This is a genomic window from Granulicoccus phenolivorans DSM 17626 = NBRC 107789 = JCM 15570, assembly GCF_000423085.1.
Lineage (GTDB): Bacteria > Actinomycetota > Actinomycetes > Propionibacteriales > Propionibacteriaceae > Granulicoccus > Granulicoccus phenolivorans.
This window is the reverse complement of the sequence record NZ_AUHH01000036.1, coordinates 25,384-44,103: the sequence shown is the minus strand read 5'-3', so window position 1 is coordinate 44,103 and position 18,720 is coordinate 25,384. Positions and strand designations below refer to the sequence as shown.

The window sequence follows — 18,720 nt, the reverse complement described above, 5'->3', positions numbered from 1 at the left end:
GGGTACAACTGGGTGCCACCGTCAGAGCTGACTCCTCCGCCCCCTCCGGCTCACCCCCACCACATGCGGTCACCAATAACACACCCAACGCAACAACAACACCAGCCACACGCATGACAACCTCGGCAGACTCGGGGGCGAGCACTCCCCGCCGATCCTGCCCCACCCCAGGCCCCCCGAACACCCGGCAACCGACCTATCCACAGCCAACTTTGCGTGAACTTCCGGAAGCGAATCCACCACCGACCGTCGTTCCCGGTGCAGCAAAATCACCGACCCCGATACCCCGAACGGCATTTCCCCCAGTCAGAGAAAAATCCACCCCAACCGGGAAAATCTGCTGCACCAAAAACGACGGTCAGCTCTTCGTACCCTCGGCCGCGGCCCCGGTCGCCTCGACCCCAGACCTGGTCGCCTCGGCTGCTGACCTGTTCGCGTCACCCGGCTCGCTCCCCGGACCCGCGTCCGCCGGCGTCGACCACCAGGCCGAACTCACCCCGACCGCGGCAATGATCACCGCACCGAGCACCGGGGTCACTCCCCCGACGATGTGCTGGCCGATGCTGTAGCCCAGTTCCGCGTTCATCCCGTAGGGCAGGAACACCAGCACCGGACACAGGCTCACCCACGCCGACCAGGCCAGGCTGATCCAGCGCAGCCAGTCCGGGATCCGCGCCCCGGCCGCGATCGCGCCGATCGCCACCACGATCACCCACACGTAGTGGTGGGTCCAACTGATCGGCGAGACGACCCCAGTCGCCATCCCCAGCAGCCCCACGGCGTACGCCCGGGCACCCCGACTCCACACCCGGACTGCGCCGTAGACCGCGACCGCCCCGAGCACCACACACAGCACCGTGGTCACCGTCCCCGCCGGACCGGGCTGCCCCCCGGCCAGTCGGGTCACCAGCCCGGCCAGCGACTGGTTCCCGACGTAGACCGGGTTGCCGTACATGTCCCCGGCCAGCAGCTTGTTGAAATAGGTCAGCGTCGCCTGCGGCAGGATCAGCAGCCCGACCAACATCGCCCCGCAGAAACTGAGCACCCCGTTGCGGACCATGGCCCAGTCCCGCCGAGCCGCGGCGAACACCAGGAACAGCAACGGGGTCAGCTTCAGCGCCGCCGCCAGCCCGATCAGCACTCCCGGCGGCAGCCGCCGCGTCCCGGACCGGCGGCCGAGCAGATCGACCACCACCAGGGCCATTGCGATCGTGTTCACCTGGCCATAGCCCAGCGTGGTCCGCAGCGGCTCGACCGCAATCACCGCCAGCATGTTCACCGCCCCCAGCAACCAGCCCCGCCGGACCCCGAGACAGCGCAGCACCAGCCACTGGCACCACACCAGCAGCAGGATCCACAACAGTTGCAGCAGGCGCAGCGGGATCAGCGCGATCGGAATGAGCACGATCGCGGCAACCGGCGGATACAGGAAGGGCAGTTGGTAGTAGGGCGTCCGGGTCAGATAGATGTCCTTGCCGGCCAACAGATCGGCAACGGTGTACCGATAGACGTCGAGGTCGATCATCGCCGGCTGCCAGCCGACCAGCCGCCCGCCGGAGATGATGAACGGCACCAGCATGATCGCGACCAGCAGCGCCGGCCCGATCTCGACCGCCCAGCGCTGGAGTCGCCGACTCACTTGACCCGGTACCTCAGTTCCTCGCCGCCGGCCCAGGCCCTCAACTGGGACCCGATCAGACGATCGCTGCGCGGCCGGAAGGCGCTGGAGGTACCCCCGACGTGCGGGCTGATGACCACCCCGGGCAGCCGCCACAACTCATGGTCGGCCGGCAGCGGCTCCGGGTCGGTCACGTCCAGACCGGCCCGCAGCCGACCGGTCCGGCACTCGGCCAGCAGCGCCTCGGTGACCACCAGCGGGCCTCGGCCCACGTTCACGACCAGGGCACCGTCGGGCAGCAGCGCCAGCCGTCGGGCGTCCAGAATGCCCTCGGTCTCCTCGGTCAGCGGGGCGGCCAGGAAGACCACATCGGCCTCGGGCAGCAGCGCATCCAGTTCGGTGAAGCCATGGATCCCGTCGCGGGCGGTCCGGGCCACCCGGGTGATACCGGCCGGCTCGAACGGCACCACCCGGGCCTCGATCGCCTTGCCGATCCCCCCGTAGCCGAGAATCAACACCCGACGATCGGCCAGCGAGTCGCCCCAATAGCGATCCCACCGACCCTCGTCCTGCGCGCGCACGTAACGGTCCAGGTTCCGGCCGACAGCGAGCGCCAACGTCAGGGCCATCTCCGCGGTCGACGTGTCATGCACACCGACGGCGTTGACCAGTTGTACGCCGTCCGGAATCAGGTCCAGCACATCGTTGAACCCGGCGTTCTGGGTCAACACCACCTGCAACGCCGACATCTCCCCCACCCGGTCCAGCGCCTTCAGGTGACCGCCGTACGGCAGCACCAGGAACTGCACCCGATCGATCGAATCAGGCACCACGTCCGCGTCGGGATAGAAGTCGACCTCGACGTTCGACGGGAGCGGACCGAAGCGGCGTTCGGCCTCCTCACGGGTTTCGCAGGGCAACCAGGCCAGCATGAGACTCCTTCTCGTCGGTGTCGCCGATCCATTCTGCCGTCATCCTCCCAGCCCGGCCAGGATCCACGTCCTAGACTCCCCGCATGGGCTACACCCCGATGGATCCCGATCAGTTGCAGGCCTTCCTCACCGCCCCGGTCCGCCCCGGCATCCTGGGCACCACCCGGAAGAACGGGCGGCCGCACCTGGCCCCGGTCTGGTACGTGCTCGACGGACCCGACACGCTGTATTTCAACACCGGCAGCGACACGATCAAGGGCCGCACCCTGCGCCGCACCGGGTGGGCGGCCCTGACGGTTCAGGACGACCGGCCACCGTTCTCGTATGCCGGCGTCTCCGGACCGGTCGAGCTGATCGAGGACCTCGAACAGGTCCGCCATTGGGCCGCGATCCTCGGCGGCCGATACATGGGCGCCGAGCGCGCCCAGGAGTACGGCGACCGCAATGCCGTACCGGGCGAACTGCTGTGCCGACTGCAGATCGAGCAGCGCTACGGCGTCCGCGACGTCGCCGACTGACCCCCCGTCGACGGCCTCAGTCGGTGACCAGGTTCGGCGCGGAAGGTCGATCGGGTCTCGGACGATCTGCAGGTTGTTCAGCGCTTCCAGGCCGTCGACGCTCAGCTGCCAGCGGTCGCCGACGGCCTCGCCGACATCGGTGTAGATCCCCAGGTATCGCTGCCGACGGACGGCACGGATGCCGGGCCCGGTCACGGTGGCCTCGGTGCAGACATGCCCGAGTTGGACGTAGGTCTCGACGGCGCCGTCGGCGGCGATGCTGCCGCCGCTCCACCGATGGGTCAGCGTGGTCTGATACGTCCCCGGCTCCAGTCGCTGGCTGCGCGCCCGCAGCTCGACCCGGTGGCCGGTGGTGTTGTGCTCGACCGCCAGGGCGGTCCGGTCGCGCTCGGCCGCCCAGGATTCCAGCCTCGGGACCAGCATCCGGGGAAACATCTCCCCCAGCTGATCAGGCAGCCGGAACGCGTCGCTGAACGCGGCGGCAAGGCCGAACTCGTACGCGAGCGCGGCGGCCAGGAATGTACGCCGGGTCATCGCGGCCTCGTCGGGGCAGGGGGCGGCGCCACGGACAGCTCGGGCCGCAGGAACGAATAGGTGGGTTGATCCGAGGTGGACCGCGCCACATACGGGTCGGTGACCGGGGCGACCGTTCCGTCGGACGTCGCTTCCCATCGCTGGTCCTCGGTCTCCACGCGGAGGAAGGAGTCGCCGGAATCGGTCCAGGGCGCAACGGAACTGAGTGCCCACAACACCAGGCGCGGATCCCCGTCCACCTCGAGCCAGGTGTTCGCGGTGCCGTGCGTCAGGGTGATCCGGTGCCGACCCGGGGCCCAGGTACCGCCGGGGCCGGGCACCGCCCAGACCCGGAGACTGCGCTCGTCGGGTTCGGGTTCGAAGGTGAGGGCCCCACCCCCGCTCGAGGTGTGCACCATCGCCGGTTCGACGAGCTCGGGGCGCATGTCGACGAACCGGTCGTTGTGCCGGTGCAGTTGGACCCGGGTGGGCCAGGTCACCCGCAACGGTCGGTCGGTGCCTTCGCCGGCATCGAGGATCAGGTCGACGGTGACGGCGAGCGTGCCGTCGGGCCGCACCCGGAAGGTCTGCACCCGCTCGGTCGGCCAGTACTCGAACTGGCTGCTCGACCTGGCGGCAGTTCGCTTCTCCGGCCGGGGGACACAGGCCACCAGCCCGGCCGCCGCCAGTGTGGCCCCGGCCAGGAGTCCCCGGCGTCGCATCCGCATGCGGGTCAGCCTTCCACCGACCCGGGTCAGCGGGTACTCGCACCGGGTCCGACAATCCGCTACTCACTCTTGCCAAGTAGCTCTATTCAGCGTTACTATCTACTGGTAGTCAGCACTACTGAGTAGAGGAATCGTGATGGCCAGTCAGATGACCGAGATGCTCAAGGGCACCCTTGAAGGCATCGTCCTCGCGATCCTCGCCGAGCGTCCGGCGTACGGCTATGAGATCACCGCCCGGCTGCGGGATGAGGGCTTCGCGGATCTGGTGGAGGGCACGGTGTACGCCCTGCTGGTCCGGATCGAGCAGCGCGGCTTCGTCGACGTGGAGAAGGTGCGCTCGGACAAGGGCCCGCCCCGCAAGGTGTATTCCCTCAACGCGCAGGGCCGCCGCCAACTCGGTGAGTTCTGGAAGACGTGGAGCTTCCTCGCCGAGCGCATCGAACATCTCCACCGCACTCAAGGAGCATGAGCATGGCCGCGAAATGGTTCGAAGCGATCACCGGATCGTTCGAGCAGAAGAAGCAGTACCGCCACAGCATGGCGCGCATCGACGCGCTGCCCGATCCCTATCGCAGCGTCGCCAGAGCGCTGCACCGCTACGTCCTGGCCTGCGGCGGAGTCGTCGACGGCGACACCGTGGTCCGGATGGTCGACGGTCTCGCCGACCTGTGGGAACAGGCGGCTGCCGACCACACCCCGGTGCGGGAGATCGTCGGCGACGACCCGGCGGAGTTCGCCGACACCTTCGTCCAGGCGTACGCCGGGGAGCACTGGGCCGACAAGCAACGTCGGCGCCTCGCCGACGCGATCGACGACGCGATCGCCGGGGCGGGTCCGCAGGAGGAACCATGATCCACGTCAGCGGCCTCACCAAGGCCTTCAAGAATGTCTCCGTGCTGCGCGGCGTCGACCTCGATGTGGCCACCGGGGAGATCGTCGCCCTGCTCGGCTCGAACGGGGCCGGCAAGACGACGCTGATCCGGATCCTCGCCACGGTGTGTCGGCCGGACGCCGGTACCGCGGTGATCAACGGCCACGACGTCGCCACCGCTCCCCAGCAGGTGCGGGAATCGATCAGTCTGACCGGTCAGTTCGCCGCCGTCGACGAGGCCCTCACCGGTCGGGAGAACCTGGTGCTCGTCGCGCAACTGCGGCACCTCCCCGACCCGCGCGGCGTAGCCGACCAACTGCTCTCCCGCTTCGCGCTGACCGAGGCCCGCGACCGCCGGGCCGCCACCTACTCCGGCGGCATGCGCCGCCGCCTCGACATCGCCATGAGCCTGGTCGGCCGACCACCGGTGATTTTCCTCGATGAGCCGACGACCGGCCTGGACCCGCAGTCCCGCCTGGAGGTCTGGCAGCTGGTACGGGAGCTGGCCGATGCCGGCACCACCGTGCTGCTCACGACCCAGGACCTCGACGAGGCCGAGCACCTGGCCGACCGGATCGCGATCCTGCACCGTGGGCGCATCATCCACAGCGGCTCGCCGGCGGCGTTGAAGCGGCTGCTGCCGGCCGCCGAAATCGAGTACGTCGAGAAGCAACCCACCCTCGAAGAGGTCTTCCTCGCCCTGGTGGGATCTCCCACCAGCAACGTCGGATCCCCCACCAGCAACGTCGGATCCCCCACCAGCAACGTCGGATCCACCGCCCAAGGAGAATGACCGATGTCCACTCATGTCATCCGCGACACCCGGGTCCTCACCGGGCGGTCGCTGCGGCACATCCTGCGCAGCCCGGACACGATCATCACGACCGCAGTCACCCCGGTGGCGCTGCTGATGCTGTTCGTGTGGGTGTTCGGGGGCGCGATCCACACCGGCAGCGGCGCCTACATCGACTATCTGCTCCCCGGCATCCTGTTGATCACGATCGCCTCGGGGGTCGCGTACACCGCCTACCGGCTCTTCCTCGATATGCAGGGCGGGATCTTCGAGCGGTTCCAGTCGATGCCGATTGCGCGCTCCAGTGTGCTGTGGGCGCAGGTGCTCACCTCGGCGGTGGCGAATCTCCTCTCGGTCGCGATCGTCACCGCGATCGCGTTCGCGATGGGCTTTCGCACCTCCGCCTCGCTCGGCGCGTGGTTGGGCGCGGTCGGCATCCTGCTGCTGTTCACCCTGGCGCTGACCTGGCTGGCGGTCATCGCCGGACTGTCGGCGAAGACCGTGGACGGGGCGAGCGCCTTCAGCTACCCGCTGATCTTCCTGCCGTTCATCAGTTCGGCGTTCGTGCCCACCACGACCATGCCCGCTCCGGTCGCGTGGTTCGCCGAGCATCAGCCGGTCACCTCGATCGTGGACACCCTGCGGGCGTTGTTCGCCGGTCAACCGGTGGGTGGGGAGATCTGGGTTGCCCTCGGCTGGCTGGTCGGCGTCCTGCTCCTGGCCTGGTTCTGGGCGATCGCGCTCTACCGCCGGCGGCTCCGCTGAACCCCTGCTCAGCGCATCAGCGGCGGACCGGGAAGTCTGCCTCGGCCAGGGCCTGTTTGACCTCGGCGACGCTGACGGTCCCGAAGTGGAACACGCTGGCAGCCAGGACGGCGTCCGCACCGGCCCGGGCGGCGTCGACGAAATGGGCCGCGGTGCCGGCGCCCCCGGAGGCGATCAGCGGGACGTTCACCGCGGCCCGCATGTCCTCCAGCATCGCCAGGTCGAACCCGGCGGTGGTGCCGTCGGCGTCCATCGAGTTCAGCAGGATCTCCCCGGCCCCCAGGTCGACCGCCTGCTTGGCCCATTCGATCGCATCCAGGCCGGCGGAGGTCCGGCCGCCGTGGGTGGTGACGCCGTAGCCGGATTTGTGGCCCGGTTCCCGGCGGGCGTCGACCGAGAGCACCAGCACCTGATTGCCGAAGCGGGTGGTGATGTCGGAGATCACCTGCGGGTTGTCGATCGCGGCGGTGTTGATCGCGACCTTGTCGGCGCCGGTACGCAGCAGGTCGTCCACATCCTTCGGGCTGCGGACGCCACCCCCGACGGTCAGCGGGATGAACACGGTCTCCGCGGTCCGGCCGACTACCTCCCGCGTGGTGGCCCGGCCCTCGACCGAGGCGGAAATGTCGAGGAAGGTCAGCTCATCGGCGCCGGCCACTCCGTACGCGGTGGCCAACTCCACCGGATCGCCGGCGTCGCGCAGATTGACGAAGTTGACCCCTTTGACCACGCGCCCATCGTGCACGTCGAGGCACGGGATGACCCGGATCGCCACAGCCATGATTCGCTCCCCCATTCGGTTATGGTGACCCCGACCTTAGCCGGTCCCACCCGGAGCGCGGCACAATCGGCTGCCCGCGTCCGGGGTCACTGATCCGACTGGTACGCCACGACGCCGCGACGCATCGCCCGGACCACCGCCCGGCACTGGGCCCGCAGCTCGCCGCGCTCGATCCCGGCCGCGGCGTTGCCCACCTGATCGGCGAAGTCGATCACCTGCCGCACCCAGCGGACGAAGTCCCCGGCGGTCAGGCCGGACTGGCGCAGCACCGTGCTCAGCGGCCGGCCCGCCGCCCAGGCGTACGCCGCCTCGGCGAAGCCGGCCTCCGGCTCGGGCCCGCGTTCCAGTTTCGTGTCCCGCTCGGCCAGGGAGACCTCACGATGGATCGCCCGCACCTGCTCGATCGCGGAATCGGTCTCCTGGTCGGGCATCCGCGGCGGCTCGTTGCGCCGGTCCCGCCGCGCCTCGTAGACCAGGCAGGACAGCACCGCCGCCAGCTGCGGGACCGACAGGTCGTCGAACACGCCCCGCCGTACGCATTCGGCCGCGACCAGATCCAACTCGTTGTAGATCCGGGCCAGCATCCGGCCCTGCGGGGTGACTTCCCCGGTCCCCGCCTCCGGCCCGCCGGCGAGGTAACCGAAGGCGTCGAGCACGACACAGATCCGGTCGAAGTGGACCGCGATCGTATTGGTCCGCTTCGCCATCCGGTCCTCGAGTCCCTGGTTCTCCCGTTCCAGCCGGATCGCGCGCTCGGCCAGGCGGGCGTGCTCCTCCCGGTCGGGGCAGCGGTGGCAGGGATGGGTCGCCAGTTGGTGTCGCAGTTCGGCGATCTGTTCGACGACCAGTTCGTCCATCGCACCGGGGCGCCAGCGCTCCGGGGACAGGTCGATCTCCCCCAGCTTCGACCGCAGCGCGGCGGCCAGGGACCGCCGGTCGTGGGCTTCCTTGACGCTGAAATGTTTCGGGATCCGGATCCGGCCGACCGGCTTCACCGGGGTCGGGAAGTCGTGCAGGGTGAGCCGCTTGGTCTGCCGGTCCTCGGCCAGGATCAGCGGGTGCGGCTCCTCGCGGTGCGAGCGCACCCCCGGGTCCAGGATCACCGCCCAGCCCTGCATCTTGCCGGTCGGGACGTGGATGATGTCGCCGGGGCTGAGTTCCAGCAGCGACTGGTACGCCTCGGCGCGCCGGTCCACCTTGCGGGAGCGGGCCGCCTCGGCCTCCAGATCGGAGATCTCGGCGCGCAGGTGGGCGTACTCGGCGAAATCGCCCCGGTCACACTCGGCCTGGGCCAGGAACTGGTCGATCTTCTCGGTGTTGCGCTGCACCGTCCGGGCCAGTCCGACCACGGACCGGTCGGTCTGGTACTGCGCGAAGGACTGCTCCAGCAGGGAGCGGGCGTGGTCGCGGCCGACGGCACCGATCATGTTGACCGCCATGTTGTACGTCGGATGGAACGACGACTTCAGCGGATAGGTACGCTTGCTCGCCAGCCCCGCGACCGCGCGCGGGTCGAACCCGGGCTGCCACAGCACCACGGCGTGGCCCTCGGTGTCGATCCCGCGGCGCCCGGCGCGACCGGTCAGCTGGGTGTACTCCCCCGGCGTGATGTCGGCGTGGGTCTCGCCGTTGTACTTCACCAGCTTCTCCAGCACCACCGAGCGGGCCGGCATGTTGATGCCCAGGGCGAGGGTTTCGGTGGCGCACACGACCTTGATCAGGCCGCGTACGAAGCATTCCTCGACGCACTCCTTGAACACCGGCAGCATCCCGGCGTGGTGTGCCGCGATCCCGCGTTCCAGGGCGTCCAGGAAGGTGTCGTACTCCAGCGCGGCCAGGTCGGCATCGGTGAGGCCGGCAGTGTGTTCGGCGGCGATGTGCAGGATCTCGGCGCGTTCCACCGAGTTGGTGAGCCGCAACTGGGAGCCGAGCATCTGCTTGACCGCCGCGTCGCAGCCGACCCGGGAGAAGATGAAGATGATCGCCGGGAGCAGGTCGGCGTTCTCCAGCGTACGCACGATGTCGGCGCGGCTGGCCGGTTTGTGCTGGCTGCGCTCGGTATGACTGCGATGGGCGTCGCCGCCGTACTTGGACGCGGGCCGGCCGCGCTTGCCCCGACCGGAGCGGCCCCGGGCGTGCCGGGAATCGTCCCGGACGATCCGGGCCTCCTGCTTGGAAACCCGCAGCAGCGCCGGATTCACCTCGGCCCGCCGTTGCGGCACGGTCGCGTCGGTGATCGCGGTCGGGGCCTCGTCCTCGAACAGGTCGTACAGCCGCCGGCCCACCAGGACGTGCTGGTAGAGCGGGACCGGACGCCGTTCGGAGACCACGATCTCGACCTGGCGCGACCCCGGCTCGCCGGATCCGGAGTCGCCGCGGACCTCGGCGAGCCAGTCGCCGAACTCCTCCGCGTTCGACACCGTCGCCGACAGGGCGACCAGTTGGACCGACTCGGCCAGGCCGATGATGACTTCCTCCCAGACCGCGCCGCGGAACCGATCGGCGAGGTAGTGCACCTCGTCCATCACCACATACCCGAGGCCCTCCAGGGTGGCCGAGCGGGCGTAGATCATGTTCCGCAGCACCTCGGTGGTCATCACCACGATCGGCGCCTCGGAATTGATCGAGGTGTCCCCGGTCAGCAGCCCGACGTGGTCGGCCCCGTGGGTGGCGACGAAGTCGTTGTACTTCTGATTGGACAGCGCCTTGATCGGCGTGGTGTAGAACGCCTTCTTGCCCTGTTTGCGGGCCAGCCAGACGGCGAACTCCCCGGCGATCGTCTTGCCCGCACCGGTCGGGGCCGCCACCAGTACGCCGCGGCCCGCCTCGATATGCGCGCAGGCCTCCTGCTGGAAGGGATCGAACTCGAAGCCGTACCCATCGGCGAACTCGGCGGCCAGCGGGGAGCGTTGACGAGCCTTGAACCGGGCCATCCGCTCCGCCGGGCTCAACTCGACATCTGAGTCCATGCGTCCTCCTAGGGTGCTGAGTTGAGATTACACGCGCGCAACCCGTTCCCCCGGCGCCCGAATCGCCGCTCCTGGTGTGCCCCTGCCCGGCGCGGAGCGGATCGGCGGGTTCGGCCTGGGTGGGCCGGCGGTCGCCAACCATGCCACCGTGCTGCAGCGCGGCTGAACCGGCTCGGCTCGCGATGGAACCGACCCGGAATTGCCTGAAATCAAGGTCTCACAACCAGGCGGTTCCGGTCGGCCCGCATTTGGGCAGCCCAGCCGGACGAGGAGACCTTGATTCGGACAGTTGCCGCCAGGCTCAGGCTGCGCGCAGCGTCGCCAGCCGGGCCAAGACATCCTCGGGCACGGCATCGACCGGAACCTCCACGAGCGCCACTGCGGTCGGCAAGGTCGCAGTGTCGAACTCAGCAGCCGAGATGACCGGCAGCGTTACTTCCGGCTCGAGGAACCGGACGCGGTCGACGCCCCGCAGCCCGACGGGCCACCCGTAGTGGCGCGCGGTGTTGAGGATCGGCCCCCAGCTCTCGGCCGAAGCAACACCTCCGCGCTCGTCGAAGATAACCCCGGCCACCGGCGCCTCGGCGAACCCGCGTGACCAGTCGGCGAAGTACATCGCGACGTTCTCGGCATCATCGTCGTCGAACTCATCGCCGGCTCCGGGGCGAACCGCCGCAGCGGCCAGCTGGAGCAGGACCTTCGGCGCCGGCAGTTGCAGCAGCACTGGCTCCCGCTGGGTCTGCGTCGCTGTGCGGACCTGCGCCCGGGCCAGCTCTTTGAGTGTTTCGTCGCTGAGCAGGGCCCGCGCGGCATACCCGCGACGCGACTTGGCCACCATCGCCTCCCGCAGTGCCTGGTCGGTGGCCAGCTGGGTCCGCATCAGGCGATCCAGCGGCAGCAGGGCCACCGCTGGTTTGAGCAGCGCCTGAGCCTGGCGCAGATGGTTCGCGTACGCAGTCGCATCGGACCAGGGCTCGGCCCGCCCCTGCAACAGCACCCGCTGGGTGTAATCGGCGGCATCGAGGATGAGGCCGCCGTCGGCGCTGGTCAACAGCGCCACAAAGGTGTCAGACATCTGTTTCATCTCCTGTGATAGTGATTCGGCGGCGGCGCGGGGCCCGGAGCAGCAGCCCCGGACCCCGTGCCGTGGTGATCCCTCAGACCAGACGCTTGACCGTCTCGCCGTGCTTGGCCTCAAGTTCGGCGATCCGCGCCTCCAACCGCGCGATCTTCATCACATGCCGATTCGGCACATTGATCAGCGGAATCTCCGAGATGGGCCCTCGGACCCGCTTGGGACCCTGGTGATCCCAGACGGTGGCCAGCACCTCTTGGTCATTGTCCTGACCCCACGAGCCGTAGTAGGGCAACTCGGCCGGTGGCTCCTCGGTGACGAACTCGGCCACGAACTCCGCGTACGGCTTACCCCGACGCAGCCGCTCCTGACGCTCGCTGGCGCGCAGCTTGCTCGTCGCCTCGGCGTCCACCACGTACGTGTCGGGATTCCACGCCACCCGGTAGATGTCGTGCGCCACCTGAGCGGAGATCCGGTCCAGTTGCAGGTCCTCCATCACCAGCTCCGGATCGCGCTCGAGCACGTCGCCGTAGCCGCCCCCTGAACCCTGCGAGATCATGTACAGCTCGCCCTCCTGGGCGATGTCGAACTGCAGGCCCATGTGATAGGTGGTGTAGGAACCGCCCTCGTACGGCTGTTCGTTCATCACCCGTTCCATGGACAGATCGAATGCGCTCGGATCGTTCTTCACGATGTCGAAGATGTTGATCCCCTTGACCATCGCCAGCGGATAGGTCGGACAGCCGTACCCGCCGAACAGTCCGCCGACCGAGGAGAACTTCGCCCCCGAGGTCACCGTCATGAAGCCCCAGGAGTCGGTGTTGCGAGCGGCCACGATCATCTCGTAGCCCATCCCACCGCGGTACTTGCCGAACCCCTGGTTGTCGCGGACCAGTCGCTTGCTGACCAGCTGGAGGAACGGCACCTCCTCCTCCATGACCTCCTGCTCGCCGGTGTCGGCCATGGCGCAGAAGAGCGGTGCGACCGCATCCTCGCCGTCATGGAACGCCTTCGCGCCCCCGCCCATGCCGTTCAGGTCGGCGCACAGGTTGCCCACCTGCTCCCCGTGCTGGGTCGTGCCGCCCCACAGGAAGTTGTTGATCTGGTTGAACCAGGGGCTGATCACGTTCGCGTACTTCTCCTCCACCGAGAACTGCAGCTTCGCGTACGCGGTCTGCAGGGCGGTGAAGGCACGGAAGGACGCCTGCAGGTTCTGTCCGGTCGGGGCGTCATAGGAGCAGTCGGCCCACGTCCCGACCTCGGAAATGATCTCGATCGGCGACAGTGCCCCGGTCGACCGAGGCAGATCCGGCCACCAATAGGACAGGATCGCCTGCGCGAAGAACGCCTTGGTCGACGACAACGGCGAGTTGATCGCGCGGTTGATGATCTCCGGCCCGGTCCCGGTCAGGTCGACGATCAGTCGTTCTCCCTGAACGGTGATCTTGGCCGCGAACTTGATCAGAATGTTCTCCTTGAGCGTGGAGTCCACGAACTGGTTCACCGTCACGGTGCCATCGGGCATCTCCCCGATCCGGCGGCGCACCTCGTTCTCCACATCCTCCACGGTCATCCGGATCGCACCGACGAACGCCTCGACGCCGTACTCCTCGATCGCTCGGTCCACGATGTCCATGACCCGCTTGACCGCGCCCATCTTCACCTTGATGTCGGCGAGCATCAGCTTCGGGTCGCGGGTGGAGTGCTGCAGGAAGGTCAGCAGGTCGCGACGCAGCTTGCCCTCCTCCACGATCTTGATCGGCGAGGCGCGCAGGCCGTCGTCGAACGGAGTCTCCGAGCCCGACGGCATGCCGCCCGGTTCGCAGGCGCCGTTCTCGCCCTCATGGATGGTCGCGCCGACCCAGGCGATGATCTCGCCTTCGCGCATGACCGGGACCAGCATGGACTGGTCGGTGTTGTGCACCATGCCGAAGCGGGCATCGTTGTGGAAGAACCCGTCCCCGGGGCGGATCCCGACGGTCGGTTCGTCCTTCCAGTACTTCATGATGTGCCGGATCGGGTGGTGCAGCACCGCGGAGAACGCGATCACGCCCCGGTTCGACATGTACGCCACATCGCCAGACGCGGTGTACACCGCGACCGACAGGTCGGCCCACTTGGCGCCCGGCGCGGCACCCATGCTCTCGCACATCTCGAAGGCCTCGTCCAGGGCCCCGGCGAGCCGGCGACGGATCCGATCCGCCCGCAGCGGATCCGCCTCGAGCTCGAGAATCCGCTGCTCCAGCGGCGTCCGCTCGGCGATCTGGTGCTCGCGCATGATCAGCGGATCCGGCCCGATGAACAGGGTGGTGTCGTTCATGAACGCATCGACCCACTGCTGCTCCTCCGGCGTGAGGTGCGTCTCCGGTGTGGGATGGACGTGCGAGTGTTCGGTGGTATCGGTCATCGTCATTGTTCTGCTCCTTTGCTCGAACGGGGACTTACTGGGCGGCGGTCACGGACTCTTTGAGCAACCAGACCGCGCCTTGCGGGGTCGGCTCGATCCGCCAGCCCTGTTCGACCAGGTAGGTGGTCGATTCGGTGGTGATCACGGCGGGGCCGTGCACGACATAGTCGGCGTGGAGGGCACGGGCGTCATAGATCGGCGTCTCGATCGGCTCATCGTGGCCGACGAAGTGGACCAGACGCTGGCCGACCGCCTCGGGGGTGGCACGGTCGCTGCCACTGGTCAGGTCGTCGAACTGCACCACTTCGCCGTCGATATAGGACGCGACGCGGATGGTCTGGACCCGGACCCCGGCCTCGGGCGCCTGCGTACCCTCGCCGTAGCGTTCGCCGTAGATGTCGGAGAACTTCTTGATCACCTGAAGCACGTCGCCCACACTGTTGATCCGGTTCAGGTCGAAGGCCACGGCGGTGGTCACCAACTGGTTGCCGTAACGCATGTCCATCTCGAGCCGGTGCTTGGCCAGGGCCGGGTCGTAGCCCTGCCGGATCAGATCCTCCCGGCCGCGACGTTCAAGTTCGGCGACGTAGTCGTTGAAGCGCTCGTACTCGTCGAACAGCTTGCGGCCGATCGGCTCGTAGAGCACGACGTACGCGCTGCGCTCGTGGATGTGCAGCGGCTTCATGTTGCCCGCCCCCAGGGCGGAGAACACCGACGCGAACGGCGGGAAGAGGATCCTGGAGATGCCGGCGCTCTCGGCGATCCCGCAGGCGTGCAGCGGACCGTTGCCGCCGTAGGCGAGCATCGTGTAGTCCTCCACGACGCCGCCACGCGAACGCAGCTCCATCTCGATGCCGATCGCCATCGACTCATCGACGGTCCGCTTGATCACCTTCGCGGCCTCGATCGGATCCAGGTCGAGTTCGTCGCACAGCGCCTCCTCGATCGCGAACCGGGACCGCTTCGGGTTCAACTTGATGAACCCGTTGGCGTAGTTGTGCGGATCGAGGTAGCCGAGCAGCAGGTCCGCATCGGTCACCGTCGGGTTCAGACCACCCCGGTCGTAGCAGGCCGGGCCCGGGTCCGAGCCGGCCGACTCCGGGCCGATCTGGACCGCGCGGTGGATGCGGTCGTAGGAGGCGATCGAACCGCCGCCGGCGCCGAGGGTGTTCAGGTGGATCATCGGCACCGAGACCAGCCAACGACCGATGGCCGGCTGGAAGTCGTAGTGCTGGACGCCGCCCTCGGGCACCAGGCCGATGTCGAAGGAGGTGCCGCCCATGTCCATGCTGACCACATCGCCCAGTCCGGTGCTCTCCGACAGGTGCTGGGCACCCGAGACACCGGCGATCGGGCCGGAGTGGATGGTCTGCAGGGCATCGGTCGAGTTCGACTGCGCCATCCCGCCGGAGTTGTGGATGACCAACATCGGCTTCTCATAGCCGGAGCCCCGAAGGTTCGACGACAGCTGATTCAGCGCATGGAACATCGTCTCGTGCAGGAACCCGTCGACGACCGTCGACATCGCCCGGACGTACTCACCCTTGCGGCCGGATACCTGGCTGGACAGCAGCACCGGGATCGACCCGAGCTCGTGGGCCGGGTAGTCCTCCAGAATGATCTCCAGGATCTGCTGCTCGTGGGCACCGTTCTCGGTCGAGTTGGTCAATGCCACGATGATCGCCTGAGCGCCGTTGTCGACCAGTTCGCGGACCTGCTCGCGCACATCCTCACGCTGGACCGGGACGAGCACCTCGCCGACCGAGTCGATCCGTTCCTTGACCGAGCGCACCAGATGGCGAGGCACGATCGGGTCGGGTCGCTGGGCATCTGCCATGTCGCCCTGTTTGACTTCGTTGAGGCCGACACCGTAGCCCTTGGACCGGGAGATGTGAATGGTGTCCTCGAAGCCATGGGTGACCAGGGCCCCGACCCGGGGGCCCTTGCCCTCGATCAGCGCGTTCGTCCCGAGCGTGGTCGCGTAGCGGACCGAATCGACCTGGCCGAGCACCTCCTCGCGGGTCAGATTGGCCCGGGTGCAGGCATTGTCCAGGGCCGAGTTGAAGCCCAGGGCCAGATTGTGGTGGGTGGTGAGCGACTTGGATTCGATGTAGGTGTCGTCCCACACGAAGAAGCAGTCGGTGAAGGTGCCACCGATGTCGACAGAGATTCGCTTCATGGTTGTCTTCCCTCAGTTCCGGTGGGTACGAGTGGTCGGCTGGTCGAACTGGGCCCGCAGGTCGGCGATGGCGTTCTCCCCGGGTCCGTAGTTGAGGACCTCTTCGGGGTTCTTGCCCGACTTCGCCCAGCGCTCCCGCAGGGACGCGACATCCCAGATCATGTCGACGGTGAGCGGGTGGCCCGGCGGCAGGTACTCCGCCTCCACCTGGGTCGCACAGCCCGGGCAGTAGTACTCGACGATCCGGCAGAAATTCGGATCGGGCGCGAATGTGTACTCGTAGCGTTCCGGGTCCAGCACCGGGGGGTGAATCTCCTGGGGGTTGCGGTCATAGATCAGCGTCCCCTCCTTGTAGTTTCCGTTGGCATCGCCCAGGTCGTGACCGCACAAGCGGCACAGCCAGCGCTCGCTGTCCAGGTCGATGAGCAGATACTCCGTCATGGGAATTCGCATCAGATGTTCCTTCGAAAGTGTGGGTGGTGGGCGCTCAGGCCTGGGTGGCCGGCCGGGTGTCCTCAAGGAGCAGGTCGCCGGCGTCGGAGACGACGAACCGCCAGCCCTCGGGCACGCGCGCAGTGAAGAAGGGGCCCTCGATGATGGCCGGGCCGGGCGCCGACGCGTTCGCCGGCTGATCCTCCAGGACGAAGACCGGGGCGCTCTGGATGCCGCTGGCCCCGAGCAGGGCGCGCTGGCCCGTCGAATGCGCCGCGAGGGCCGCGGTCGGCAGCGACGCCTGCAGCGTCGGGTGCTGCAACGTGTAGCGGGCGCTGAGCTCCAGAATGCGCCGCTGACCGTCGACCAGAACGGGCGCCTCGGTCAGGTCGAGCTTGGCATGTTCGGTTCCGTCGGCGTTCTCGACGATGCCGGTCCAGCTGAGTGCGCAGTCGGCCAGGTCGTACCCCTCCTGGAACATGTAGCGCTCGGCCTGCAGCATCAGGTCCTCCCGGATCGTCTCGATGGCCTCGGCGTCGAGCCCGGTGATGTCGGCCTCATAGCTCTGCGCGATGTCGGAGAAGCTGATCCCGTACGCGGAGAACACCGCGGCCAGACGGGGCACGATGACCTGCCGGACGCCGGCGGCCCGGGCGGCCAAGCAAGCGCTCATCGGCCCGCCGCCACCGAAGGCGGCCACGGTGGTGACCCCGGCCTGAACCTGCGGGGCGAATGACTCGGCGACCTTGGCCGCGTACGCCTCCTCCATCCGAAGCAGTGCCTCGTGCAGCGACAGGCCGAGCGGTTCGGCGACATTCGCGGTGACGACCTGCTTGGACCGCTCCGGATCCAGGCGCAGCTCACCGTTCAGGTAGGTCTCCGGATCGAGGATCCCGAGCAGCAGGTTGACGTCGGTGATCGTCGCCTCGGTCCCACCGAAGCCGAAACAGGCCGGGCCCGGCGCCGCGCCCACCGATTCGGGGCCGACCGTGATCCGGCCGTCGGCGACCCGGATCACCGAGCTGCCGCCGACGCCGAAGGAACGGACATCGCTCAGCTCGAAGGAGATCGGCACTCCCTCGACGGCGCCGCGGCGGGCCGTCGCGATCCGCAGGTTCTCCACCGCGCCGACATCGGTCGTGGTGCCGCCCACATCGATCATCAGCACATGCTCGAGGCCGTACGCCTCCGCCAGTGCCCGGGTGCCTTCAAGTCCGCCGCGCGGACCCGAGGAGTAGGTCTTCAGCGCGACCGATTTCGCCACCCGGGAGGAGGCCCCGTCGTTGCGGTAGATGAGCAGTGGATTCTTCACCTTGTGGGCGCGCAGCCGATGTTCGGCGCTGTAGAGGAACCGCTCCAGCGTCGGGTGCAGGAAGCTGTTCAGGATCGCCGACCACAAGCGGCGGGTGCGCACCGAGTCGGAGGTGAACTCCCAGGAGAACAGGACCGGCACCGAGCCGAGCAGGTGCCGCGGAAAGCGGGTCAGAAAGATGTGCTTGTACGCCTTTTCCTGCGCCGGATCCGAGATGGCCACGATGATCCGCTCCGCGCCCGCCGTGGTCAACGAGTTGATCGCCTGCACCAGGGCGGTGTCGGCATCGTCCGCGGCACCGGCCAGGACGGCCACCTTCGAACCGACCAGGTCGTGGAACAGCGACGTCGTAGCCTCGCTGAACTGCAGCCGTTGAGCCAGATCCGGCTCGTCGGTGATGATCCCGATGCTCGGGCCCTTGCGTTCCACCAACGCATTGGTGCCCTGGGTCGAGGAGTAGCGGATCAGGCTGGTGTGCTGCAGCAGCGTCGGCAGGCTATCGGCGCCGAACACCTCCTCCGCGGCCTTCGTGATGCCGGTGAAGAAGCAGTCCGACAGGTCGGTCGGCGTCGTCAGCGTCTTGGTGTAGTAGACCTCGGTGTCGCTCGCGACGCAGATGTCGGTGAGCGTTCCCCCGTTGTCGATGTTGATGAGATAGTCCATCGGATGATCTCCTCTTTGAGTCATTCCTCGTGGTTCGGTCGGCCGGCGCCCAGCGGTGGGCCCCGCGCCGTGAGCCGACGCTAATGCCGCCACCGGGAGGGCCGACAAGGCTGGCACAGGAGGGTCCACGGGAGCCTCGGGACGCCACCACCCGGGTGGTGGAA

15 protein-coding genes are annotated in these 18,720 nt (G+C 68.1%); 5 read left to right on the top strand and 10 right to left on the bottom strand.

Features of this window, described 5'->3' with window-relative positions:
* Nucleotides 1-358 precede the first annotated feature (358 nt).
* Nucleotides 359-1,639, bottom strand: a complete 1,281-nt coding sequence (locus G531_RS0114080; RefSeq protein ID WP_026927747.1) for a glycosyltransferase 87 family protein — start codon at nucleotides 1,637-1,639, stop codon at nucleotides 359-361.
* Nucleotides 1,636-2,550, bottom strand: coding sequence for a 2-hydroxyacid dehydrogenase (locus G531_RS0114075; RefSeq protein WP_026927746.1), 915 nt, complete (start codon nucleotides 2,548-2,550; stop codon nucleotides 1,636-1,638). The genes G531_RS0114080 and G531_RS0114075 overlap by 4 nt, the downstream gene beginning before the upstream one ends.
* 83 nt (nucleotides 2,551-2,633) lie before the next feature.
* On the opposite strand from G531_RS0114075, the gene G531_RS0114070 reads away from it, so the two are divergent.
* Entirely contained in the window at nucleotides 2,634-3,068 is a 435-nt protein-coding gene (locus G531_RS0114070) for a PPOX class F420-dependent oxidoreductase (protein ID WP_026927745.1), read from the top strand.
* Between the two features lie 530 nt (nucleotides 3,069-3,598).
* Here G531_RS0114070 and G531_RS0114065 read toward each other — a convergent pair.
* Nucleotides 3,599-4,309: a hypothetical protein gene (locus tag G531_RS0114065; protein ID WP_026927744.1), complete on the bottom strand. Its 711-nt coding sequence runs from the start codon at nucleotides 4,307-4,309 to the stop codon at nucleotides 3,599-3,601.
* Nucleotides 4,310-4,445: 136 nt separating this feature from the next.
* Between G531_RS0114065 and G531_RS0114060 the strand changes: the two genes are divergently transcribed.
* From G531_RS0114060 to G531_RS0114045, 4 genes are read left to right on the top strand one after another with little or no spacing between them, the layout of a single operon-like run.
* Nucleotides 4,446-4,778, top strand: coding sequence for a PadR family transcriptional regulator (locus tag G531_RS0114060; protein ID WP_026927743.1), 333 nt, complete (start codon nucleotides 4,446-4,448; stop codon nucleotides 4,776-4,778).
* 2 nt (nucleotides 4,779-4,780) lie between these two features.
* On the top strand, nucleotides 4,781-5,161 hold the full coding sequence (locus G531_RS0114055) for a DUF1048 domain-containing protein (RefSeq protein ID WP_026927742.1): 381 nt from the start codon (nucleotides 4,781-4,783) through the stop codon (nucleotides 5,159-5,161).
* The gene (locus tag G531_RS0114050; RefSeq protein WP_026927741.1) at nucleotides 5,158-5,973 is read left to right on the top strand and encodes an ABC transporter ATP-binding protein; all 816 of its coding nucleotides are present in this window, start codon (nucleotides 5,158-5,160) and stop codon (nucleotides 5,971-5,973) included. The genes G531_RS0114055 and G531_RS0114050 overlap by 4 nt, the downstream gene beginning before the upstream one ends.
* Before the next feature lie 3 nt (nucleotides 5,974-5,976).
* On the top strand, nucleotides 5,977-6,738 hold the full coding sequence (locus tag G531_RS0114045; RefSeq protein WP_026927740.1) for an ABC transporter permease: 762 nt from the start codon (nucleotides 5,977-5,979) through the stop codon (nucleotides 6,736-6,738).
* A gap of 16 nt (nucleotides 6,739-6,754) precedes the next feature.
* On the opposite strand, the gene hisF is transcribed toward G531_RS0114045, so the two are convergent.
* The 7 genes from hisF to G531_RS0114005 all read right to left on the bottom strand — a co-directional run bounded on the left by hisF (nucleotide 6,755) and on the right by G531_RS0114005 (nucleotide 18,556).
* On the bottom strand, nucleotides 6,755-7,519 hold the full coding sequence (gene hisF / locus G531_RS0114040) for an imidazole glycerol phosphate synthase subunit HisF (RefSeq protein WP_026927739.1): 765 nt from the start codon (nucleotides 7,517-7,519) through the stop codon (nucleotides 6,755-6,757).
* Between the two features lie 86 nt (nucleotides 7,520-7,605).
* On the bottom strand, nucleotides 7,606-10,488 hold the full coding sequence (locus G531_RS0114035) for a DEAD/DEAH box helicase (protein ID WP_081684136.1): 2,883 nt from the start codon (nucleotides 10,486-10,488) through the stop codon (nucleotides 7,606-7,608).
* 301 nt (nucleotides 10,489-10,789) lie between these two features.
* The gene (locus G531_RS0114025) at nucleotides 10,790-11,563 is read right to left on the bottom strand and encodes a hypothetical protein (RefSeq protein ID WP_035759024.1); all 774 of its coding nucleotides are present in this window, start codon (nucleotides 11,561-11,563) and stop codon (nucleotides 10,790-10,792) included.
* A gap of 82 nt (nucleotides 11,564-11,645) precedes the next feature.
* A complete protein-coding gene (locus tag G531_RS0114020) occupies nucleotides 11,646-13,976 on the bottom strand; it encodes a hydantoinase B/oxoprolinase family protein (protein WP_026927736.1) in 2,331 nt (776 codons plus the stop codon).
* A 28-nt stretch (nucleotides 13,977-14,004) separates the two neighbouring features.
* Complete coding sequence (locus G531_RS0114015; RefSeq protein ID WP_026927735.1) at nucleotides 14,005-16,149, bottom strand: hydantoinase/oxoprolinase family protein; 2,145 nt, start codon at nucleotides 16,147-16,149, stop codon at nucleotides 14,005-14,007.
* Nucleotides 16,150-16,161: 12 nt separating this feature from the next.
* Nucleotides 16,162-16,602 carry an acetone carboxylase subunit gamma gene (locus G531_RS0114010; RefSeq protein WP_026927734.1) on the bottom strand — a complete coding sequence of 147 codons (441 nt, stop codon included), beginning with the start codon at nucleotides 16,600-16,602 and terminating at the stop codon, nucleotides 16,162-16,164.
* Between the two features lie 34 nt (nucleotides 16,603-16,636).
* Nucleotides 16,637-18,556: a hydantoinase/oxoprolinase family protein gene (locus G531_RS0114005; protein WP_026927733.1), complete on the bottom strand. Its 1,920-nt coding sequence runs from the start codon at nucleotides 18,554-18,556 to the stop codon at nucleotides 16,637-16,639.
* Between the last annotated feature and the right edge of the window lie 164 nt (nucleotides 18,557-18,720).

What these genes read in the sequence shown, in the direction of transcription:
- G531_RS0114015 (WP_026927735.1), bottom strand. Translation starts at nt 16,149, where the DNA reads ATGAAGCGAATCTCTGTCGACATCGGTGGCACCTTCACCGACTGCTTC.
- G531_RS0114050 (WP_026927741.1), top strand. Translation starts at nt 5,158, where the DNA reads ATGATCCACGTCAGCGGCCTCACCAAGGCCTTCAAGAATGTCTCCGTG.
- G531_RS0114010 (WP_026927734.1), bottom strand. Translation starts at nt 16,602, where the DNA reads ATGCGAATTCCCATGACGGAGTATCTGCTCATCGACCTGGACAGCGAG.
- G531_RS0114065 (WP_026927744.1), bottom strand. Translation starts at nt 4,309, where the DNA reads ATGCGGATGCGACGCCGGGGACTCCTGGCCGGGGCCACACTGGCGGCG.
- G531_RS0114075 (WP_026927746.1), bottom strand. Translation starts at nt 2,550, where the DNA reads ATGCTGGCCTGGTTGCCCTGCGAAACCCGTGAGGAGGCCGAACGCCGC.
- G531_RS0114045 (WP_026927740.1), top strand. Translation starts at nt 5,977, where the DNA reads ATGTCCACTCATGTCATCCGCGACACCCGGGTCCTCACCGGGCGGTCG.
- G531_RS0114070 (WP_026927745.1), top strand. Translation starts at nt 2,634, where the DNA reads ATGGGCTACACCCCGATGGATCCCGATCAGTTGCAGGCCTTCCTCACC.
- G531_RS0114060 (WP_026927743.1), top strand. Translation starts at nt 4,446, where the DNA reads ATGGCCAGTCAGATGACCGAGATGCTCAAGGGCACCCTTGAAGGCATC.
- G531_RS0114055 (WP_026927742.1), top strand. Translation starts at nt 4,781, where the DNA reads ATGGCCGCGAAATGGTTCGAAGCGATCACCGGATCGTTCGAGCAGAAG.
- G531_RS0114020 (WP_026927736.1), bottom strand. Translation starts at nt 13,976, where the DNA reads ATGACGATGACCGATACCACCGAACACTCGCACGTCCATCCCACACCG.
- G531_RS0114025 (WP_035759024.1), bottom strand. Translation starts at nt 11,563, where the DNA reads ATGTCTGACACCTTTGTGGCGCTGTTGACCAGCGCCGACGGCGGCCTC.
- hisF (WP_026927739.1), bottom strand. Translation starts at nt 7,519, where the DNA reads ATGGCTGTGGCGATCCGGGTCATCCCGTGCCTCGACGTGCACGATGGG.
- G531_RS0114005 (WP_026927733.1), bottom strand. Translation starts at nt 18,556, where the DNA reads ATGGACTATCTCATCAACATCGACAACGGGGGAACGCTCACCGACATC.
- G531_RS0114035 (WP_081684136.1), bottom strand. Translation starts at nt 10,488, where the DNA reads ATGGACTCAGATGTCGAGTTGAGCCCGGCGGAGCGGATGGCCCGGTTC.